Annotated in this window: 17 protein-coding genes; 9 read left to right on the top strand and 8 right to left on the bottom strand. The window is 71.5% G+C overall.

Going from position 1 to position 20,094, the window contains the following annotated elements:
- Positions 1–2 precede the first annotated feature (2 nt).
- Positions 3–1,886, bottom strand: coding sequence for a DUF2075 domain-containing protein (locus tag HDA43_RS21510; RefSeq protein ID WP_179824512.1), 1,884 nt, complete (start codon positions 1,884–1,886; stop codon positions 3–5).
- Positions 1,887–2,247: 361 nt separating this feature from the next.
- A complete protein-coding gene (gene rox / locus HDA43_RS21505; protein ID WP_179824510.1) occupies positions 2,248–3,678 on the bottom strand; it encodes a rifampin monooxygenase in 1,431 nt (476 codons plus the stop codon).
- A gap of 362 nt (positions 3,679–4,040) precedes the next feature.
- On the opposite strand from rox, the gene HDA43_RS21500 reads away from it, so the two are divergent.
- Positions 4,041–4,349: an NIPSNAP family protein gene (locus HDA43_RS21500; RefSeq protein WP_179824508.1), complete on the top strand. Its 309-nt coding sequence runs from the start codon at positions 4,041–4,043 to the stop codon at positions 4,347–4,349.
- Positions 4,350–4,510: 161 nt separating this feature from the next.
- Here HDA43_RS21500 and HDA43_RS21495 read toward each other — a convergent pair whose 3' ends face one another.
- From HDA43_RS21495 to HDA43_RS21480, 4 genes are all read right to left on the bottom strand, one after another.
- Positions 4,511–5,122: a DUF6461 domain-containing protein gene (locus HDA43_RS21495; RefSeq protein ID WP_179824506.1), complete on the bottom strand. Its 612-nt coding sequence runs from the start codon at positions 5,120–5,122 to the stop codon at positions 4,511–4,513.
- Between the two features lie 270 nt (positions 5,123–5,392).
- Positions 5,393–5,749, bottom strand: a complete 357-nt coding sequence (locus tag HDA43_RS21490) for a nucleotide pyrophosphohydrolase (protein ID WP_179824504.1) — start codon at positions 5,747–5,749, stop codon at positions 5,393–5,395.
- 119 nt (positions 5,750–5,868) lie between these two features.
- Positions 5,869–7,320 (bottom strand): hypothetical protein, encoded by a 1,452-nt coding sequence (locus HDA43_RS21485; RefSeq protein ID WP_179824502.1) that lies wholly within the window; start codon positions 7,318–7,320, stop codon positions 5,869–5,871.
- A gap of 205 nt (positions 7,321–7,525) precedes the next feature.
- Entirely contained in the window at positions 7,526–7,816 is a 291-nt protein-coding gene (locus HDA43_RS21480) for a hypothetical protein (RefSeq protein WP_179824500.1), read from the bottom strand.
- Between the two features lie 87 nt (positions 7,817–7,903).
- On the opposite strand from HDA43_RS21480, the gene HDA43_RS21475 reads away from it, so the two are divergent.
- Entirely contained in the window at positions 7,904–8,350 is a 447-nt protein-coding gene (locus HDA43_RS21475) for a hypothetical protein (protein WP_179824498.1), read from the top strand.
- A gap of 1 nt (position 8,351) precedes the next feature.
- Here HDA43_RS21475 and HDA43_RS21470 read toward each other — a convergent pair whose 3' ends face one another.
- Entirely contained in the window at positions 8,352–10,334 is a 1,983-nt protein-coding gene (locus HDA43_RS21470) for a DUF6571 family protein (protein ID WP_179824496.1), read from the bottom strand.
- 298 nt (positions 10,335–10,632) lie between these two features.
- On the opposite strand from HDA43_RS21470, the gene HDA43_RS21465 reads away from it, so the two are divergent.
- The gene (locus HDA43_RS21465) at positions 10,633–10,776 is read left to right on the top strand and encodes a hypothetical protein (RefSeq protein ID WP_179824494.1); all 144 of its coding nucleotides are present in this window, start codon (positions 10,633–10,635) and stop codon (positions 10,774–10,776) included.
- 88 nt (positions 10,777–10,864) lie between these two features.
- Here HDA43_RS21465 and HDA43_RS21460 read toward each other — a convergent pair whose 3' ends face one another.
- Positions 10,865–11,497 carry a TetR/AcrR family transcriptional regulator gene (locus HDA43_RS21460; RefSeq protein WP_179824493.1) on the bottom strand — a complete coding sequence of 211 codons (633 nt, stop codon included), beginning with the start codon at positions 11,495–11,497 and terminating at the stop codon, positions 10,865–10,867.
- A gap of 181 nt (positions 11,498–11,678) precedes the next feature.
- Here HDA43_RS21460 and HDA43_RS21455 point away from each other — a divergent pair, with 181 nt between their 5' ends.
- The 6 genes from HDA43_RS21455 (at position 11,679) to HDA43_RS21430 (ending at position 20,037) form a co-directional block, all read left to right on the top strand.
- On the top strand, positions 11,679–12,704 hold the full coding sequence (locus HDA43_RS21455) for a glycoside hydrolase family 113 protein (protein WP_179824491.1): 1,026 nt from the start codon (positions 11,679–11,681) through the stop codon (positions 12,702–12,704).
- 120 nt (positions 12,705–12,824) lie between these two features.
- On the top strand, positions 12,825–13,808 hold the full coding sequence (locus HDA43_RS21450) for an aldo/keto reductase (RefSeq protein ID WP_218912495.1): 984 nt from the start codon (positions 12,825–12,827) through the stop codon (positions 13,806–13,808).
- A gap of 229 nt (positions 13,809–14,037) precedes the next feature.
- Complete coding sequence (locus HDA43_RS21445; protein ID WP_246424477.1) at positions 14,038–14,502, top strand: GNAT family N-acetyltransferase; 465 nt, start codon at positions 14,038–14,040, stop codon at positions 14,500–14,502.
- Between the two features lie 185 nt (positions 14,503–14,687).
- Positions 14,688–15,131, top strand: coding sequence for a hypothetical protein (locus tag HDA43_RS21440; RefSeq protein ID WP_179824487.1), 444 nt, complete (start codon positions 14,688–14,690; stop codon positions 15,129–15,131).
- A gap of 281 nt (positions 15,132–15,412) precedes the next feature.
- Positions 15,413–16,960, top strand: a complete 1,548-nt coding sequence (locus tag HDA43_RS21435) for a protein kinase family protein (protein WP_179824485.1) — start codon at positions 15,413–15,415, stop codon at positions 16,958–16,960.
- The gene (locus tag HDA43_RS21430) at positions 16,957–20,037 is read left to right on the top strand and encodes a DEAD/DEAH box helicase (RefSeq protein WP_218912346.1); all 3,081 of its coding nucleotides are present in this window, start codon (positions 16,957–16,959) and stop codon (positions 20,035–20,037) included. The genes HDA43_RS21435 and HDA43_RS21430 overlap by 4 nt, the downstream gene beginning before the upstream one ends.
- The last annotated feature ends 57 nt before the right edge of the window (positions 20,038–20,094 follow it).

Here is a 20,094-nt window from a genome sequence, read left to right as displayed (position 1 = left end):
CCTCAGCTCTGGATCAGCCCATGCAGGAACTCCTGGGTCCGCGGGTCGGTGGAGTACACGAAGGTTCCCACCATCCCGCGGGTGAGCAGGACCTTGTAGGTGTTCCTGATCAGGCGGTCGGCCTGCTCGTCGGTGACTTTCTTGGTGAGGGCCGGGTCCTTGCTGGCGGAGCGGACGGTGACAAGCCGGCCGTCGCGGTAGACCAGGTCCGGGCCGAGGATGACCCCGTTCCAGTCGTACTCGAAGCCCTGGGCGGTGTAGACGCAGCCGACCTGCTCGAAGCCACCCTCCTGGGTCGCCCACAGCGTGCTGGGCGGCGCGCTGCCCACGGCTCGGTCATTCTTGACATTCCAGGGCCGGGACCAGTCGCCGATCCGGACGTCGTGGACGAGGGTGTCGTCCTTGCGCGGGTCACTCCACGGCCAGCAGAAACCGGCCGTCATGCGGGCGGAGAAGCCCTTCTCCTGCCTGTCGCGCAGGAGGGACTCCAGCTCGTACGGCGAGTCCGCCAGGGACACGGCGAAGTGGCCGTCATTGGTCCATGCTTCGGGGCCGCCGCCGTCGCCGTCCAGGTCGAGCAGGCGCAGCACCCACTGCTCGTAGGCGCGGCTGCCGCCGCAGCGGAACTGCCCGTCGAGGGAGACCTCGTGGACGCGGAACCCGCGGGCCTCGGCGTGCTCCCTGATCTCGGCGACGGTGCCCAGCTCACCGGGCCGTACGACCTGGTGCTCGTCCAGTAGGAAGACCGGCACCCGCGCGGCGTCGATCAGCTCGTCGATCTGGCGGCGGTCGCTGCGCAGCCGGGCGGGGGTGTAGCGGTTCTGCGAGGTCTCGCGGATCCGGTGCGCCTCATCGCAGATCAGCACGTCGAGGCCGTTCCGCTCGGCCTGCATGAAGCTGTTGAAGTACTTGAACAGCCCCTTCACCTTCGAGGAGCCCTTACCGGGGACCCGGCGCAGCGTTTCGGTGAAGGAACGGGAGCCCGTGGCGTGCAGCACGGCGCGTCCCTGCCGTGACAGCTCGCCCAGCAGCGACAGCGCGATGACGCTCTTGCCGCTCCCCGGGCCGCCGGAGACGATGACGACCTCCTTGGAGTCGGCCCCGCGCGCCCGGTCCACGGCGTTCAGGACGATCTCGTAGGCCAGCCGCTGCTCGTCCAACAGGACGAACTGCTTACGATCCCTGATCTCCTCGGCGGCGAGCTTGAGGAGCTGCTTGGAGGGCCGTACGGCGCTGCTCAGCAGCCGGTCGGCCGCACCAGCCCCCGGGAGCGGGGCGAACCGGTCCCGGAGGTAGTCGACGAAGGCGCCGCGCCGGGTCTTGGTGAACAGACGGGTGCGCTCGTCCTGAACGCGTTCGTAGAGGTCCTCGACATCGAGGTCGGCGGCGTTGTGCAGATAGGCCACACCCCGGATGGCGTCGTCCCGGCCTGCCAGGGCGCCGACGAAGTCGGCGATGTAGTCGCAGTAGTCCCGCACCTGGAGCGACGGGTGCAGCCTGGGGCCGCCCGGCATGCCCTCGACGAGCACCAGCTTCGGATCGTCCTCGAACAGCTCCGCGCGACTCCACTGCTTGAGCTCCACGACCACGTAGGCGTCATCGCCCGTACGGCGGTCCACCCCCGCGAGCACCACGTCGGCGCGCTTGCTGGTCAGCGGGAGCTGGTACTCCACCAGCATCTCGACACCGCCGAGCCCGGCGTCCAGGAGGTCCTGGGCGAGGACGGGGAGGCTGCGGTCCCAGGACCTGAGCTCAGCCGAGGAGGGGTTGATCCGCGCCGTCCTTCGGAGACACTCGGCGATGACCTCGCTGAGCCGTCTTTCGGGAACCGAGCCGTCGGCCGCCAATTTGGCCAGACCTTCGGCGGAGTGCCGGAACGCCGTCACGGACCTACCCCCAGGCAGCACGAGAGACTCGTGCGGTATGGGGGCGTGTCCGCGACCGGTGGATCAGACGATCAAGTGATCAGACGATCAAGTGATCAGACGATCAGACACTTAGCGGAAGCCCGTCGGGCCGCATCATTACGCCAGGAACATTACAGCGATCTCCCGACAAAATTAGACGGGCGGTGGGGTCATTCAGCCGGCCTTTGGGGGTTTCCGCCGAAAAGCGTTTTTCGCGCCACGGGCAGGCATGCAGGCGGGTGTGCTCTAGGAGTGATTCCGAATGCGGCACCAGGCCCGGCCGGCCGCCGCGACGCGACGCCCCGGTGCCGGTGACGCGCTCAGATCGGAGCGCCCGGTCTCACTCGACGGGCGCGCCGAACCACCTGGGCAGCCGGTCGATCAGCTCCTCCTGGTCCTCGCCGACCCACGCCACGTGCCCGTCCGGCCGCAGCAGCAGCGCGGGCACGTCCGGCTCCTCGCCGTCGTCGACGACGTGGTCGACCCGGTCCGCCCACCCGGTGACCGAGAGCCGGCCGGTCCGGTCGAGCAGAAGTCCGCGACCGCCGCGCATCAGCTCGTAGAGGCGTCCCCGCTTCAGCTTCACGTCCCGCAGCCGGCGGCCGAGCAGTTCGTGCCCCTCACCGAAGTCGTAGCGGACCCCGATCGCGGTGATCTTCTCGATCAGGTGCCGGGTCACCTCCTCGAAGTCCATCAGTTCCGAGAGCAACCGGCGCATTGCCTGGGGTCCCGGCTCGGTGGACATCAGTACGGCCTGCGCGCGGGTGTTCTCCAGCACGTCGGCGGCCACGGGGTGCCGTTCGGCGTGGTAGCTGTCCAGCAGTCCTTCCGGTGCCCAGCCGTTGACCTGGGCGGCCAGTTTCCAGCCGAGATTGAACGCGTCCTGGATGCCGAGGTTGAGCCCCTGCCCGCCCATCGGGGGGTGAACATGCGCCGCGTCGCCGGCCAGCAGCACCCGGCCGACCCGGTAGCGCTCGGCCAGCCGGGTGGCGTCGCCGAACCGGGAGAGCCAGCGCGGTGAGTGCGCGCCGAAGTCGGTGCCGGCGAAGGCCCGCAGCTGCCGCTTGAACTCCTCGAGGGTCGGCGGAACCGTACGGTCCTCGGCCACTTTCTCGGCGGGGACGATGACGCGGTACACCCCTCCGTCTCCGAGGCGTCCGGCGCCGAACCGCAGCTGGGTCTTGCGGACCTCCGCCATGATGGCGGCGACCGTCTCCGGATCCTCGGTCAGCTCCATCTCGCCCAGCAGCGTATCGATCTTGGTGGGCTCACCGGGGAAACCGACGCCGAGCAGCTTGCGCACCGTGCTGCGGCCGCCGTCGCAACCGACGAGGTAGCGCGAGCGCAGCCGCGTGCCGTCGGCCAGCTCGGCGGTCACCCCGTCCTGGTCCTGGCTCAGCCCGACCAGCTCGCAACCGCGCCGGACCTCGGCGCCGACCTCGGTGGCGTGCTCGGCCAGCAGGCGCTCGGTGATGGTCTGCGGAATGCCGAGGATGTACGAGTGCTCGGTGTCCAGCCGGTCCGGCCATGGCTTGATGATGCCGGCGAAGTAGCCACCGACGTTGTACTGCTTGCCGTGCGCGAGGAACCGCTCCAGCAGACCGCGCTGGTCCATCACCTCGATGCTGCGCACATGCAGACCGAGCGCGCGGACATACCGGGCCGGCTCCACCTCCTTCTCCAGCACAAGTACGCGCACGCCGTACAGCCGCAACTCGGCGGCCAGCATCAGGCCGGTCGGTCCGCCGCCGGCGATGATCACGTCGATCATGAACCCCCCCCATTCAAGGTTGCGTTTCAGCCGGTTGCTCCGCACGATCCGGAGGCGCGCACACCCGCGTCTTCGCGCGAAGTCTCCGCGACCGCGTCGTGAGCCCCACCGCCGGTTCGGCGTCCCGCGTGGCCCGGACGACTCGGCAGGAGCACACGTACTCGGTGAGCCCTGTTCCCACGGGTCATGGCTTCGGTCGGAGATTCTGCGGCACGACCCGGGTCTTGCTGCAAGCCCCCCGGTGGGCTATAGATTGAAAGTGGTAAGGAGTGTTCAGCCTCCTTGCCTTTTCGTCCTCGGTGATGGACGGACTCCTCCGCGTGCCGTCGAGGCCGGTCGTCGCGCAGGATAGAAATGGTCTTATGATCACCTGTGTCGTCGAATATGTGATCGATCCCCGGAAGATCGACGCGTTCGAGCGTTTCGGTCGTCGCTGGATCGAGCTGGTCAACCTGCACGGCGGCACGCACCACGGCTACTTCCTGCCGTCGGAGGGCGCCAGCGACAAGGCCCTCGCCCTGTTCAGTTTTCCCAGCCTCGCCGCGTACGAGGAGTACCGCGGGCTCTTCGGCGTCCACCCCGACTTCGTCGAGGCGGACCGCATCAGGGACGAGAGCGGGTGCGTGCTCCGCTACGAACGGACCTTCATGAGACCGCTGCTCCCCGAGTGAGCGCACCGCTGCTTCCCGAGTGAGCGCACCGCGCCGTGGCGCGTGAACTGCCCCGGCCGGTCGGCGAGGTCTTCGAGGTCGGTCCGGGTCCTTCCGCGGCCGGAACCGTTCGCATCACCGGCTCTGCGGTCCGCTGACCTGCTTCCTCCTCAGCAGGACCATCAGGAGGAGACGGGACGCATGCTGGAATGCCGCGCCTCGAACCAGTCGGCGGCCATGTCCGTTCCCGTGATCCGCCCGATCAGTGCCAGGGCCGAGCTGAAGCTCTCGTCCTCTTCCACTCGATCGTCGACGAAGCCGTCATCGCTGATCTGGAAGCGCAGACCGTCCATCAGGTGATCGAGCGCGTGCGGGTCGTCGCCGGACCGATTCTCCGGGAAGGCCGGATCGAAGGAGACGATCATGCGCCCGTCGCGGGCGTAGTCGAAGTACTCCCTGCCGGTGATGTCCATACTGACGTTGAGGACCTCACGGCCGCCCTCGCTGATGGAGCGCAGGCGCTCGCGGCCGACCCCCGGCACGATGCCGATCCAGCCGTTGACCTCGGCCACCCAGTCGGATCCGTCGTCGATGTTGCGGTCGAGGATCTCACTCAGGTGGCAGGGGGTGCGGGTGGCGGGATCCAGGTGCAAATCCGCGGCGAGCGTGTCGAGGTCCGTGCCCTTGATCCATATGGCGCTGAACCCCAGCGCCCACAGGTCCATCTCGCCATCGAGTCCCTCGGTGAAGATCGTCGATACCAGCAGGTCGTACAGGTGTGTTCTCGGCGACATGCCCAACCCCTCATCGCGCGGTTCGTCGATACGGTGCCCGTCGCGGGCCGGCGGGGACGCGGCGCCATCGAAGCCGAGCGCTGCGTTCTTGCCGGATATCGCGCATGAAGCCGGAAGAAGCCCCGGCGTGATCTCGCACAGCGGTGGTCGGCGTGACCGTCGCACAGCCTCGCGCCGGAGACGTCCTCGCCGGTGAACACGCGATGTCGGCGCAAAGCCCGCCGGACCGCATCACCACGCCGGGAACACTACAGCGATCTTCCAGCGAGATCAGGCGAACGGCGGGGCCTTCCTGGCCCGCCCCCGGGAGGCTTCCACCGGGAAGCGTCTCTCGTTCTGGTCGATTTTGGCGTGGGTGGCCTCGACGAGGTCCACCCCCAGCACGTCGGCGAGGCGGACCAGGTAGGTGACGACGTCGGCCAGCTCGGACCTGACGCGTTCCGCCGCCTGGGGGTCGTCCATGACCGCGGCCGACTCCTCGGGCGTCAACCACTGGAACTCCGCGACCAGCTCGCCGGCCTCTCCGGCGAACGCCATGGCGAGGTTCTTGGGCGTGTGGAACTGCTCCCAGTCACGCTCCCGCGCGAACCGCCGCAGCCGGTCGGCGAGATCTTCGAGTTCCGTCATGCGAGCACGCTACCGAAGGCGCCGTGGAAGCCTCGCCGCCGCCTGCTTCGCGCCGGTTGATCAAACCGTCGGCGCTCACCCGGTCCCGCGAACCGATCGGACCGTCGCCGCGGGCGGCGTCACCGGTAGATCACCGGCTTTCGCTGCTCTCCCGGGAAAACCATGATCAGAAGCTGGACGGTGCCGTCCGGCACGTCGATGTGCTCCTGGGCGGCCTTGCGGCCCCGTACGTGGACCCGGACCCGGTACCGTCCCGGCCCTCCGGCGGCCAGGTCGGGCATTTCCTTGCCCTCGCCGTCCACCAGCACCAGGGAGCCGGTCCGGGTCCGGTAGCCGACCTCGACGACCTGCTCCCAGCCGCGTGTCTCCACCGGCGGACGCCTGGTGTAGGCCTCACCGGTCACGCATGCGTGACCGGCCTCGTCGGCGGCCCAGACCTGCAGCGTGCCGTCTCCGCCCCCGACCAGGTCGGCGACCCTGTCGCCGCTCTCCTCGCCTTCCCACCCCTCTTCCCAGGCGTTGATGGTCCAGAACTCCGTCCACATGGTGGCGCGTGCCCGCCGTACCGGCTTGATCTTCGGACGGTGGCGGGGGTGGGCGGCGCAGGCGCGTTCCGCGGCGGCGACGAACGCCTCCGCCTCCGCCCGCTGCCGATCACCCTCGGCCTGCAACATCTTGGCCACAGCCGGGCACATCCGGGAGAGCGCCCCGGCCAGCGGCCCGCCCGCCGCCTCGCCCATCATCCGCTGTACGGCCCGCGCCCCGGTGTCGCCGCCGTTCCGCGTGGCCGCGTGGCACAGGTTGCGGCCGTAGGCGATCAGCGCCCGGTCGGGCAGGCCGGCCAGTTCGGGCACGCCGGGCCCATCGGCCCCGAACCCGTCGGACCGTACCGCGCACAGGAACGCCTTCTCCTGCCCGCTCATCGCGGGCACCCGGACGTCGCCGAATCCGGCGCAGTCGAGTTCGTTCGAGTCGCTCACCCGGCCGGGCCGGCTGTCACTCGCCGCGCCGAGCAGCAGTACGGCCACGACCGGGACCGTGATCGCCACGCGGACCGGGCGGCCGCGCCGGACGAGCCGCGGCCTGACCGGCGGCCGGGCCGCGAGTACCGTCAGGACCGCGGGGAGGAGAGGGTAGAAGCCGGACGTGAGGGTCCAGTTCACCAGCTCCGGCGGGCCCCACGCGCTCAGGCAGTATCGGGAGACGGCCGCGTCGAACGTGAGCAGCACCGGCTCGGGCAGTGAGACGACGAGCATGACCCCGGCGGTTGCGAGACCGAAGATCCGGCCGAGCCGGGGCCGTCCGGCACGGACGCTCAGCAGCCAGCCGGCGAAGGCCAGGCCGACCAGCGGCGCGAGGCCGAACAGCACCAGCGGAAACTCCCTGACCGGCCCGAGGAGGGTGCGGATCTCCTCATTGATCTCGTAACCGGCGCACCACCCCGTCGACATCCACGCGAAGCCCTGTTCCCCGTCACCCCAGCCCAGGAGCAGCGCGCCCAAGACGGACAGAACCGGGGCCAGCGCCGCCACCAGCGCAGCCGCCCACAGGAGCAATGATCGTCGGGACACGGAAGGGAAGAATATGCCGGTTGATCAGTAAAAGAGGGCTTATTGCTTTGGTTTCCCGTGAAATCTCCGCCGACGGTGCTTCTCGTTCCGGCATGCGTGCCCTGAACCGCGTGGACGGAAAGGGCCGGCCGCCGGGGCGGTGGTTTCACCCGCCGGTTCCGGGCGGAGAACCCGCCCCGTCCCCGTCGCATTTCAGGCTGGCGGGTCAGTGCCGTGCGGCGGAGGGCGGGACCCTCTCCGGCACGGAGCGGAGTTCGTCTTCGAGCGCTTCGAGAAGCGCCCTGGCCGCCTGGCGGAGCCGTACCCGGCGGGCGGTGAGATCCTCGGCGAACCGCCGGGCCGCCGGCCCCACCCACACGGGCTGTCCCGTGAACTGGCCGTGCGCCGGATCGAGCGCCGCCTCCAGGATGGCGACCCGCGCCCTGACCTCGGCCAGCGCCTGCTCCAGCACCTGGCGCCGCGGGTTGGGCACCAGATCCCCGGCTTGAGGATTCATACATCCCCTTTGTGGATCGTGGACACAGCGGCGGCTTCATTGGACATTATTGGATCTACAGCACATCGGCCAGCCCCGGAGGAATTCATGGCGTTTTTCGTACGGCGTGGCGTCGCGGTGTGCGTAGTGATGGTGCTGGTGGCGGTGTCGGGGTGCGGGGAGAGTGGTCCTACGGCGGCGGAGGCGGGGGAGACACTCAAGAAGCACATCACGGAGCTGATGCGGAAGGGGCAGGTTCTGGATGTCCGTATAACCGATTCCGGCGGACGCGATATCCCCTGCGGAGAAGGAAAAGCGAAGCGGACTTTCGCTGCAGCTGGGAGGGATCCCGCGACCGAACGCAAGCCGGATAGCCTCAACACCTTACTGGTGGGTGCGCTTTCTGGAGTTGCGCCGTACCGCATCGTCGAAGATCGTGGGAATGCCCCCATCCGGCTCGCCAATGACGAGTACAAGACCGTGATCATCCTGGAGTCGCCGTCCAACGGGCAGTACGCGGTCAGAGGAGAGACCGAGTGTCTTCCGACCTCATGAGCTAGCTGTCGAACGCCAAGCTGCGTTCCCGGCCCCGTTTGTTGCCGCCATCAAACGAGTTCGCCATGTTGCCGGACAATCTCCCAACGGCGGTCCTATCATCGCCACCCATCCCGTTGACGGCTGCCCACTTCTCGAACGCCTCCAGTCCCTTGTTCCCCTGCTTCATCAGGTCCGCGAACGGTCTCAGCTCCCCGTTCGCGTCCGCGATCGCCACCCCCGGCGGGCACTTCGCCTGGTACTCGCCCGGGGTCACCTTCGGGGCGAAGCCGTTCGCCATGAGGATCTGCGCGTAGGTGTGCTGGCGGCCGAGGGTGTCGATGGCGTCCTGCTTGTCGGCCTTCTCGACCCGGGTCTCGTCGTCATCACCGAAGGCGCCGTCAGCGGCGAACGTGGTACTCAGTGCGAACCAGGCGAGATCCGCGGCCATGTTCGGCGCGGCGACAGGAGTCATGCTGATCGCCCCGATGGCGGTGTCGCGGATGAATCCCACCAGGTCGTCCCGCTGCTTGTCGATCGTGTCGAGGTTGCCCTGGACCTTCTCGACGGCTGCCAGTTCGAAGCCGCGTACGTTGCCCAGGGCGGTGAACACCCGGTCCAGGTGCTCGACGTCCCCGGTTTTCAAGGTCTTCGCCGAGGCGTCGGCGATCACCTTCTGGGAGAACCGTCCCATCCCCTCGTCGAACGGCTTGAGGTTCTCCGGGGAGTCGGCGAAGAGCTTGAGGAAGCGGTAGGTGTCCTTCGGGCTCAGCGTGAAGGCGGACTTCAGGCCGAAGGCCGAGGTCGAGGGCTTCAGCGCGCTGGGTTCGGTCATGTTCGCGTCACCGATGTTCGCACCCTCGGTGATCTCGGTGGCGTACGCGCCGGCGATCTCCGCGAGGTGAACCCGGGCGCCCTCGCCCACCTTGCCGAGCGTGGTCATCACGGTGAAGGCGAACGCCGCCGATTCCTGGCTGTGCTTGCCGTCCTCCTCGTCGTAGGCGCCGGAGGCCGCCGCCAGCATGCGCCCGAAGGCGTCGTCACCGCCGGTCGGAGGGAGGGACGAGCCGCCGAAGTGCCCATTGAACGACTTCAGGAACGTCTTGAGCTTCGTCTGGTCCCTGCCGTACGGTCCGGTCACCGCCGCGATGGCCTGCCGGGCCGCGCCAGGGTTGTTGCCCAGGGCGTAGAGGAACCCGGTGCTGACCTTCTTGGGGTCGGCGAAGCCGTGGTTCAGCACCACGTCCCGCAGCCATTCGGCGGGGAACCTCCCCGCGCTCAGCAGCAGGCCCGCACCGGCCCCGGCTGCGGTGCCGCGGATCTCCTCCTTGATCTTCGCGAAACCCGGGACGCGTGATCCTCCGGTGACCGCCGTACCGAACGCCTGGCTCACCGTCCGGAGCACCTCGTCGTCTGGGCGGGGAGGGCCGGCGGGTGCCTGGAAGTCGGCGGTGTCCAGGTTCTCCCGCAGCAGGGCGGGCAGCTGGACGGTGCCCTTCGTGCCGAGGGCGGCGAAGAAGGCCGCGGTGTAGTCGGCGTCGTTCTTGTGATCGGCCAGTTCCTTGACGACCTTCATGTACGCGTCGGAGGAGGGGTTGCCGAGTGAGAAGAAGTTCCGCGGCTCTATGGCCAGGAAACGCTTGCCCAGCGCCGTGCCCTGCTTCTGTGCCTCCGCGGGGGAGAGGATCTTCCCCTCGTCATAGCCGACCAGCTTGGAGCCGGGCGTCCGCGCGCCGGGTAGCCAGGGGGCGAGGGCGTCGCTCGCCTTGATGGTCTCGTTTCGCTTGCGCAGCTCCGGCAGCTCGTCGTCGATCCAGCCCTTGATCTCCCGGATCGGCTGGAGGCCGGCGGCGGGTACCTGCGCCGTGGCGAGGAGTTGGCGGATCCGTTCGGACTGCTCGCCGATGACGTCCCGGCCACGTTCCAGCGCGGCGACGAAGCCCTGCATCAGGTCGGGGTCGATTCCGCTGAAGTCCGGCGACAAGGGCCCCGTTCCGGACGCCATCGGCCCTCCCTGTCATCGCCTTATTCCGGTCTTTCACCTTAACTCGATAAAGGCGGGTCGAGGGCGATGAATGCGAATTCAACAACCGTCATGAGCGGGTTCTTTCCTCGTTGTCGATGATGTCTGCTGGCATGGGCGCGATATCGCCGACATCGAGGAGCCGCCGGGTGGACCGCCAGGCCTGGAAACCGTTTCTGGAGCGCTGGAGCGGGGAGTGGGCCGCCCTGCACGACGCGGAACCGCTCTCCGGGGCCGGGGAACCGGTCGGCGGGACCTGGCTTTCCTCGACCCGGAGGACGTGGACGAGCACGGGGAGCGGGCCGCGTACGAGCTGTTCGCCCGGAGGGCTGTAGGCCCGGAACGGCACGGCTCCTTCCGGGAGTTGATGCTGGGTCTCCACACCGGGTTCCACGCCCTCGGCCGCCTGAACGACCAGACCTGATGACGGCTGAGGACTCGGCGGATTCGACGGCCGGAGGCCGGGCCGTACGGATCGGTGGGCAGATCGTTCGATGCCGGGCCGTACGGGCTCAGCAGGCGGGGCCGCGGCCGTGCAGGAGCGGGAGGTAGACCTCGTCGATGATCTCGACGAGGACCTCGTCGGGCGCCGAGGGGTGCCCGCGGGTGATGAACTCGTCGCGGAGCAGCACGACGGCCACGGTGGCGACGCGCGGGTGCAGGGCCTCGGGGCGCAGCTCGCCGCGGGACACGGCGCGGGCCAGGATCGTCAGCCAGATGTCGCTGCCCGCGTCGGCCGTGCGTTCCTGGAGCTGGGCCAGCAGCTCGGGGTCGTCGCGGGCGCCGGCCAGCAGGGCTCGCAGGATGCCGCCGACGGGTGAGGAGTAGGTGCCGTTGGCGCGGCGCAGCAGTTCCAGCGCGTCGCCGCGCAGGCTGCCGGTGTCCGGGACCTGGGCGTGGATGACGGCGAACTGCCCGTAGGCGGCGATGCCCAGGGCGGCGCGGGTGGGCCAGCGGCGGTAGATGGCGTTCTTGTTGGTGCCGGCGCGGCGGGCGACCCGTTCCATGGTCATTCCGGCGTAGCCGTGCTCGGCGAGCTCCTCCATGGCCGCGCGCAGGATCGCATGCTCCAGTGCCGCCCCGCGCCGCCTGCCCGACGCGGGCCGGGGCTGCTGGGTCGAGCTCGCTGTCGCTTCGTCGGCCATCCCGCTCCTTCCGGTACGGAGCGTATCCCAGGTAGGGGAGGCGGCTGGAGCGGATGCCGGTTTTAGAGTACGGTACGTACCGTACCTTCAAATGGCGCCGGGCTCCGGGCTCTGAGCGGAGGCCGAAGACCGGCCTCCGGTGGCAGCCAGGGTCCGGACCGGTCAGGGAGAGGAACGCGCCATGCGCGGTAAGGGGATCACCTACGACACCGGGTTCGTCGCAGGGCCGGGCCACAGCACCCGGGAGCCGTTCGACCCCGACGTCGTCCGGCGGGAGATGCAGGTCATCCGTACGGACCTGCACTGCACGGCCGTACGGATCACCGGTGGCCGGCAGGACCGTCTGGAGGCCGCCGCCGGGTACGCCGCGGAGGCAGGGCTGGAGGTCTGGTACTCGCCGTTCACCTGTGACCTGACCGCCGGCGAACTGCTGGACTTCCTGGCCGACGGCGCCGCCCGCGCCGAGCGGCTACGCCGGGACGGCGCCGAGGTCGTGCTGCTCACCGGCTCCGAGCTGAGTCTCTTCACCACCGGGTTCCTGCCCGGCGACACCCTCGACGAGCGGCTCGCGCTGCTGGCCGAGCCGGCGCGGCTGCGCGAGGTACTGCCGAAGGTCCCAGCCCGGGTGAACGACTTCCTCGCCCACGCGGTCAAGACCGTGCGGGGGAGCTTCGGCGGGAAGGTCAGCTACGCGTCCCTGCCGATGGACGGCGTCGACTGGACGCCGTTCGACATCGTCTCCTCCGACGCCGGCTACCGGAACGCCGAGATCGCCCCCCGGTTCCGCGACGACATCCGGGCCGCGGTACGGCGGGGCAAGCCGCTCGCCATCACCGAGTTCGGGTGCACCACGCACCGTGGCGCGGCGGACCTGGGCGGACGCGGCGACATGATCGTCGAATGGGGCGGGGACGGCCGGCCGGTCCGGCTCGTCGGCGACCACGTCCGCGACGAGGAGGAGCAGGCCGCCTACCTGCGGGAGCTGCTGGACGTCTTCACCGCCGAAGGCGTGGACACCGCGTTCGTCAACACCTTCGCGCGTTACGACCTGCCGCACCGCGACGACCCCCGCGAGGACTTCGACCTGGCGAGCTACGGCGTGGTCAAGATCCTGGAGGGCGGTCGCACAGGGGAGGCGTATCCGGGGCTGCCGTGGGAGCCCAAGGCCGCCTTCGCCGCGCTCGCCGACTATTACCGGGGCGCTTGAGACCTGCGCATCCCGCCCACTCCGGACGGCCGGCCCGTTCCGTACGCCGCCCGGCCCGAGAAGCCAGAGAAGACCCGAAAGAACCCGAGAGAACCTGAGAAAGACGGTGCCGTCATGACGATGAACCAGCCCTCCGCCACCGCCGCCGGAGACTTCCCGCTGGGCGGTGACCTGCGGGTCAACCGGCTCGGCTTCGGCGCGATGCGGCTCGCCCTCGGTGGCCGGATCCGGGACCCCGAGGAGGGCGTCGCGGTGCTGCGCCGCGCCGTGGAGCTCGGCGTGAACCACATCGACACCGCCGGCTTCTACGGCTTCGGCGACCTCCAGGCGCACGAGATGATCCGGCGGGGGCTGGCGCCGTACTCCGAAGACATGGTGATCGCCACCAAGGTCGGGCCGCTCCTGGAGGGCGGCGTCGTGCCCACCGGCCAGGCGACGGCCGGGCAGTTGCGTGGCCTGGTCGAGGAGGACCTGCGCCGCCTCGGCCGCGACCACCTCGACCTGGTCTACCTGCGGGTGGGCGGCATGGGACGGCCGGGCGGCGAGTCGGTGTCGATGGCGGCGCTTCGCGCCGCGGCTCGGGACGCTTCGGAGTCGGCTCCTTCCCTCCTCGCTCCGGTCGCTGCGCTCCCGGCGCCCGTCAGTCCAGTCGCCGACGCGCCCCTCGCGGTCGCCGAGCGGTTCGCCGCCCTCGCCGAGCTGCGCGACCAGGGCCTGATCCGGCACCTCGGCGTGAGCAACGTCGACGCGGCCCAGCTCGCCGAGGCGCGGGCGATCGCCCCGGTCGCCGCGGTGCAGAACCACTTCCACATCGGCCACCGGGACGACGCCGCCGTGCTCGCGCGGTGCGAGGAGGCCGGCATCGCCTACGTGCCGTTCTTCCCGCTCGGCGGGGGCCGGGAGCCGATCGACCGGCCCGGCGTCGCGAACGTCGCCGCCCGCCACGGGGCGACGCCCGCGCAGGTCGCCCTGGCCTGGCTGCTGGCCGCCTCACCGGTCGTCCTCGCCATTCCCGGAAGCAGCTCACCGGACCACGTGGCCGAGAACGTCGGGGCGGCCGGTATTCGCCTCACCGCCGACGACCTGGCCGACCTGGCCGGATAGCGCCGGAACAGGCCCGTAACAGGTCTGGAACAGGCATGGAACGAACCCGGAGCAGGCTCGGACCGATCCGGGCAGGAGGGCGCATCCCAGTTAGGGCCCGGCCGGGACGGCAGCAGCCCTCCCGGCCGGGCCGGGATGCCCCTCGCAGCCGGGTGCGAGATGCTTCTCCCGGCGTATCGACGGGTTCGGGGTCCGGCGGCGCGCCCCTCCTTGACGCGGAGTATGTGAGTTGAGCGGTTTGAGGATCGTGGTGGACGACCTGTCCGGTCCGCGGATCATCGAGTTCCTCCGGGAGCATGTCCGGCAGATGCGGTCCATCACCCCGCCGGAGAGCAAGCACGCCCTCGGCCTCGACGGGCTCCGCGCGCCCGGGGTGACGTTCTGGTCGGTCCTGGACGGCGAGGACCCGGTGGGCTGCGGGGCGATCAAGAGGCTGGACGCGGGCCACGCCGAGCTGAAGTCGATGCGCACCGCGCCGGAACGCGCCCGGAGCGGCATCGCGTCCCGGCTGCTGGAGCACATCATCGCCGAGGCCGGGGCGATGGGCTTCACCCGGCTGAGCCTGGAGACCGGGTCGGCCGAGTTCTTCCTGCCCGCCAGGAGGCTGTACGAGAAGCTCGGATTCACCTACTGCGAGCCGTTCGCCGACTACCGTCCCGACCCCAGCAGCGTGTTCCTGACCCGGCGTCTCTGACCCCCGCGCGCCCACGACGGGAGATACGCCCGCGCGGGCGCGCTCCATGGCGATCCGACCCCCCGCGCGCCGCGGGTGGGCGCCCGATCCTCCGGGTACGGGGCCATCCCCTTTACGGGCAGACGCGACGGCGGCTTTATTGGACGTTGTCGGATCACGGCGTATCGGCCGCCCCGGAGGGATCCATGGCGCTTTCCGTACGGCGCGGCGTGGCGGCGTGCGCGGTGGCGGTGCTGGCGGTGTCGGGATGCGGCGCGAGCGGCCCCACGGCGGCGGAGGCGGGGGAGACCCTCAAGCACCACATCACCGAGGTCATGAAGAGACGCCGCGCGCTGGACGTCCGGATCACCGACCCCGGCGGGCGTGACATCCCCTGCGGCGAGGGAAAAGCGAAACGGACCTTCGCCGCCGTCGGCAGGGACCGCGCGCCCGGGACCGAACCGGGCCTGCTCAACGACCTCCTGATGGGGGCGCTCTTCCGGGTCGCCCGCTACCGGATCGTCGAGGACGAGGAGAACGCCCCCATCCGGCTCGCCGGCGACGAGTACAGAACCGTGATCATCCTGGACTCGCGGCGTCACGGGCAGTACGGCATGCGGGGCGAGACGAACTGCCTGCCGGTCTCGTGACCCGGCCGTTGACGCACGCGTCCTCCGCGGTCTCCCGGCGCGTCCCCGCGGTCTCCTGGGGCGTCCCCGCGGTCTCCTGGGGCGTCCCTGCGGTCTCCCGGGGCGTTCGCCGGGCCGTTTCCGGACGGATGATCCGATTCCCTGTCAGCCGCGGGCCGGTGATGTACAACGGGTTGGTAATGCGGAGCCGGCCGGTGAGGGGGCGAGATGCTCGATCACGGAGCGGGGCGGAGGGGCGTGACGGCACTGGGCGCCGCGTCCCGGGCAGCCGGTGACCCGCGGTGAGCGGGGGTTTCGGGGCGGGGGAACACCCCGTCGACTTCGCGGCGCATCGCCAGCGCAGGGGCGAGGCGGGGGCCAGGGAGGACTTCGAGCAGATGCTCACCGACCTGGTCTCGGCGGTCACCGGAGAGGACGCGATCCCGGTCCGGGCCAATCCCGGTGACTGGGGCATCGACGTGCTGGTGGGCGATCTCGACGGCCGCGTCACGATCTGGCAGGCGAAGTACTTCGTCAACGGTTTCGGGGAGTCGCAGCAGAGGCAGGTGCGGGAGTCTTTCGGGTCCGCGCGGAAATACGCCCGGGAAAAGGGCTACACCATCGAGAGATGGGTGCTGTGCGTTCCGTGCGAGCTGGACGCCCCGACCGTGCGGTGGTGGCAGCGCTGGAGCCGCGAACGGCAGGCCGAGACCGGTGTCACGATCGAACTGTGGGACGCGGGCGGGCTGCGCCGCCGTCTCGCCCTGCCCGAGGCGGCGACCGTCAGGCGGTCCTACTACGACCCCTACCGGCCCGCCGGACCGGCCGGTCCGGCTCCTGTGCCGCCCGCGCCGTACGGCCCGGCGGAGGCCCCCTGGCGAGGCGGCGAGGAGCTGCGTCTGGGCGGTGACCGCTACCTGCTGCACGACGACGCGGCCGAGACCTTCGCGCCCGACCGGTCCTGGGTGTCGCGGGAGGCGACCGCCGACCGCGTCGAACCCGCCGCCGCCCGGGTACGGCTGCACCGGGTCGCGGTGCTGCGCGACACCCCCGACGCGGCGGGCGCCCGCGAGGCCCTGCGCGACCGGGCGGCGCTGCTGTCCGCCCTGGCCGGGGCGCGCGGCCTGCCCAGGCTGCTCGGCCTGCACGAGGAACCGGGAGCGGCGGCCGTCACCCTCGTCACGGAGTCACCGGCCGGGCCACGCTGGCGGGAGGTCTTCGGCCCCGGTGGCGGACCGCCCGACCGGTTCACGAGCGGATCGTTCGACCGGTTCACGGGCGGATTGCTCGACCGGTTCACGGGCGGGTCGTTCGACCGGTTCACTGCCCGGCCGTTCGACGGGCTCACTGCCGGGCCGCTCGATCGGCTCACGGTCGCGGACGTCCTGGCGAAGGCCGCGCGGCTGGCCGACGCGCTGGCCGAGCTGCACCGGCGCGGGCACAGCCACCGGATGCTGAGCCCCGACACGATCGTGCTGACCGGCCGGGCGTACGAACCCGCCCTGCGGGACGCCGGGCTGGCGGCCTGGCCGGTCCGGCCCGGGGAGGGGCCCGATGGGTACCGCGCGCCCGAGCAGGTCCGCGCCGGTCCGCGCCTTCCGTCGCCGGGGCCGCACACCGACCTCCACCAGCTCGCCACCGTGGTCTACCACACGGTGACCGGCCATCCGCCCCTGCCTGGGGGATCGCCTCCGGTGCGGGCCGCCGTACGCGGGTTCCCGGCGGCCGCGGACGAGCTGCTGGCCCGCTGCCTCGACGCGGATCCGCGGCGCCGCCCCGGGCGGGCGGGGGCGCTCGCCGCGGCGTTCCGGGAGGGACGGCGGGAGCTCTCGCGGGGGGAGTTCTCGTGACGACGGTTCCGGTGTTCCTGCCCGGTCCGGTGGCGGTGGTCCCCTCGGAGAAGGTCCACGCGAGCCTGGCGCCGCGGCTGCACCCCGGCCGGCTGATCCAGGAGATGGAGCGGCTGTCCAGGATCGGCGCGCTGCCCGCCCTGCTGGAGGAGGAGCGCAAGTGCCTCGTCGTGCACGTCGACACGCACGTGGCCCGGCTCTACCTGTCCCGGCGCGAGGACGCCTACGTGCTGGGCAGCGCGCGGCCGCGCGGGTTCGGGCAGGAGGAGCGGCTGCTGCGCGGGTCCCTGCTGCTGGGGTGCTCCGCCGGCTGGCGGGGCTTCCACCGGCTTCGCGACGTGCCGCAGGGCATGTCGGCGCACTGGGGGCTGCTGCGGCGGGCGTGGAGCGACGTGAGCCGGTCCGCGCCGGAACGGCCGTCGCTGCCCCGGCACCACACCGACCACCTCGACCTGATGGACCGGGTCATCGAGGCGGGGCGGGACATCGAGGTCGCCCGGCAGCGGGAGGCGCCGCCCATCCACTACCGGCGAATGGAGAGCGCCCGGGAGGAGCGGCGCTCCGCCCGCGGCGTCTACACCTTCCACCTGGTGCGTCCCGCCGGCCTGGCGGCCGGGACCGCCGTCTGCCTCGCCGACCAGCCCGACCTCAGGGGCCGGGTGCGGATGGTGCGCGGGCTGGAGGTGGTCGTCCGGTTCGAGTCGGCGGTCGACTACGGCCGCATCCCGGCCCAGGGCGCGCTCAGGGTCATGCCCAGCGAGCGGGTGTTCCAGGCGCAGGCCGACGCCGTACGGGCCCTGCGCCTGGGCGAGGCGGTGAACCGCGAGCTGCTGACCTGGTTCGTCGACCGGAGGTTCACCCGGTTCGACGTCGATCCCCGCGACCGGCCCCGCGGGGCGCTCGACCCTGACGGCCAGCTCCCGGCCTTCCGGCGGGCGCTCGCCGTACCGGACCTGCTGCTCATCCTGGGGCCTCCGGGCACCGGCAAGACGAGGACGATCACCGAGATCGCGGTCGCGTGCGCGGCCCGGGGGGAGCGTGTGCTGATCACCTCGCACACCAACCGGGCCGTGGACAACGTCCTGGAGCAGCTGCCCGCGGACGTCCTGGCCGTACGGGTCGGCAACGAGGACGCCGTGACCGGGCGGGCCCGCGCACTCATGGTGGAGAGCCACGTCGCCGGGCTGCGCGAGCGGATCCTCACCCTCACGGAGGGGCCCGCCTCGCGGCTGGCCCCGTTCGCCGGGAACGGAGGCGGGGGCGCCGCTGGAGGCGCGGCCGGGGGCGTGACCCGGGGTGGGGGAGCGGCCGGACACGCCGGGAGCGTCGGGCACGCCGGACAAGCCGGACACGCCGGGGACGTGGCCGGTCGCTGGCTGGCGCACCTCACGGACTCCGTGGCGGAGACCGCCGCGGCCGAGCGGGACGAGCGGGACCTCACCGCGCGTCTCGGCGAGGCGCTCCGCCGGCTGGAACCCGCCCTGGCGGAGCGGATCGCCGCCGCCCGCGCCCGTCTCGACGCCGCGCGTGTCTCCGCCGAGGAGCTGACGGCCGCCAGGGACGTCTGGGAACGGCGGCACGCCGCCGCCCGCGCCCGCGCGAAGTCCGGGCTGCTCGCCTTCCTCCACCGGTGGCTGGCCGACCGGCGGCTGGACCGGCTGCGGGCGGTCGAGCGGAGGCTCGCCGGCGCCGCCGGGGAGGCGGCCGCGGCCGAGGCGGCGTGGCGCGCGGAACGCGCGGAGGCCGAACGGCGCGTCGGCGCCCACCCGGAGACGGCCCGGCTGGCCGGTGACCGGGACGCCGCCCGGCGGCGCGGGAGGGAGGCGACGTCGGAGGCCGCGAAGGCCGCGTGGTCGCTGCGGGCGATGGTCGCGAACGCCGCGCCGGCCCCGGGCGAGACGCTCGGACCGGACCTGGCCTCGGACGAGGATCTGCCGGCCGATCCGGCCGGCTGGGAGGCGCTGCGCGGGGAGTTCGAGCGGGCCGTGGGGATGCTCCGGGCGCGGGCCGCCCTCCTGGCGGAGTGGCGGGCCCAGGTCGGCGACGCCGAGGAGGACCTCCAGCGGGAGCTGGTGCGCTACGCGGACGTGGTGGCCGCCACCTGCATCGGCACAGCGACCACCAAGCTGCTCGCCGAGCTGGAGTTCGACCTGGTGATCGTCGACGAGGCCGGGCAGATCTCCACCCCTAACCTCCTCGTCCCCCTGGTGCGGGGCAGGCGGGCCGTCCTCGTCGGGGACCACCGGCAGCTTCCGCCGTACCTCGACGAGGAGGTGCGCGAGTGGGGCGAGAGCCTTGAACGGGAGGGCGAGCTGCCGCCCGCCGCGGCGCGGGAGGTCGCGGACCTGCTGCGCCGCAGCGCCTTCGAGCGGCTGTACGGCGCCATGCCCGCCGGTCACCGGGTGATGCTGGCGGTGCAGCGGCGGATGCCCCGCGAGGTCGGGGAGTTCGTGTCGGCCGCCTTCTACGACGGTGCGCTCCGCACCGACCACGACGGCGCGTCCGGCGACCCCGTCTTCAGCAGCCCGTTCGCGATGATCGACACCTCCGACCGGCCCGCGGGCGAGCGGAGGGAGGAACCCGGCGGCCGTGGCGCGGACGGTGAGCGGCGCGGTTACGTCAACGCGCTGGAGGCCGAAATCGTGACGCGGCTGCTCCGCGTGCACGCCCGGTACTACCGGGACTGGGCGGTGATCGTGCCCTACCGCGCCCAGGCCGAGCGCATCCGCACGGAGCTCGCCAGGGTCCTCGGCGAGGGCGCCGAGGCGGCCGACAACGTCGGCACGGTCGACTCCTTCCAGGGCGGCGAACGCGACCTCGTCGTCTACGCCTTCACCCGCAGCAACCCGCGCGGGGAGGTGGGCTTCCTCCGGGAGCTGCGCAGACTGAACGTCGCCGTGTCGCGGGCCAGGCGGCAGCTGGTGCTCGTGGGGGACACCGCGACCCTCACCGCCGCCCGGGACGAGGGGTTCCGCGCCGTCGCCAGGCGGCTGGCGGAGCATCTGGGCCGGACCGGCGACCTGCGGCCGTCGGCCGACGTCCTCGCCTGCCTGGCCCGGCTGGAGGAGTCGTCGTGACGGCCCGCGGAATCCGCCCTGCCCGGCAAGGAATTACCGTGACGGCCCGGATCCGCC

It is taken from the genome of Streptosporangium sandarakinum (assembly GCF_013409935.1).
Lineage (GTDB): Bacteria > Actinomycetota > Actinomycetes > Streptosporangiales > Streptosporangiaceae > Streptosporangium > Streptosporangium nondiastaticum.
Note: the sequence above shows the minus strand (reverse complement) of the source record. Positions and strands in the feature narration are given on the sequence as shown.

Coding starts and splice junctions, on each gene's coding strand:
- rox (WP_179824510.1), bottom strand. CDS start 3,678: ATGATCGACGTGATCATCGCCGGCGGCGGACCGACCGGCCTGATGCTG.
- HDA43_RS21500 (WP_179824508.1), top strand. CDS start 4,041: ATGATCACCTGTGTCGTCGAATATGTGATCGATCCCCGGAAGATCGAC.
- HDA43_RS21495 (WP_179824506.1), bottom strand. CDS start 5,122: ATGTCGCCGAGAACACACCTGTACGACCTGCTGGTATCGACGATCTTC.
- HDA43_RS21490 (WP_179824504.1), bottom strand. CDS start 5,749: ATGACGGAACTCGAAGATCTCGCCGACCGGCTGCGGCGGTTCGCGCGG.
- HDA43_RS21480 (WP_179824500.1), bottom strand. CDS start 7,816: ATGAATCCTCAAGCCGGGGATCTGGTGCCCAACCCGCGGCGCCAGGTG.
- HDA43_RS21475 (WP_179824498.1), top strand. CDS start 7,904: ATGGCGTTTTTCGTACGGCGTGGCGTCGCGGTGTGCGTAGTGATGGTG.
- HDA43_RS21470 (WP_179824496.1), bottom strand. CDS start 10,334: ATGGCGTCCGGAACGGGGCCCTTGTCGCCGGACTTCAGCGGAATCGAC.
- HDA43_RS21460 (WP_179824493.1), bottom strand. CDS start 11,497: ATGGCCGACGAAGCGACAGCGAGCTCGACCCAGCAGCCCCGGCCCGCG.
- HDA43_RS21455 (WP_179824491.1), top strand. CDS start 11,679: ATGCGCGGTAAGGGGATCACCTACGACACCGGGTTCGTCGCAGGGCCG.
- HDA43_RS21450 (WP_218912495.1), top strand. CDS start 12,825: ATGAACCAGCCCTCCGCCACCGCCGCCGGAGACTTCCCGCTGGGCGGT.
- HDA43_RS21440 (WP_179824487.1), top strand. CDS start 14,688: ATGGCGCTTTCCGTACGGCGCGGCGTGGCGGCGTGCGCGGTGGCGGTG.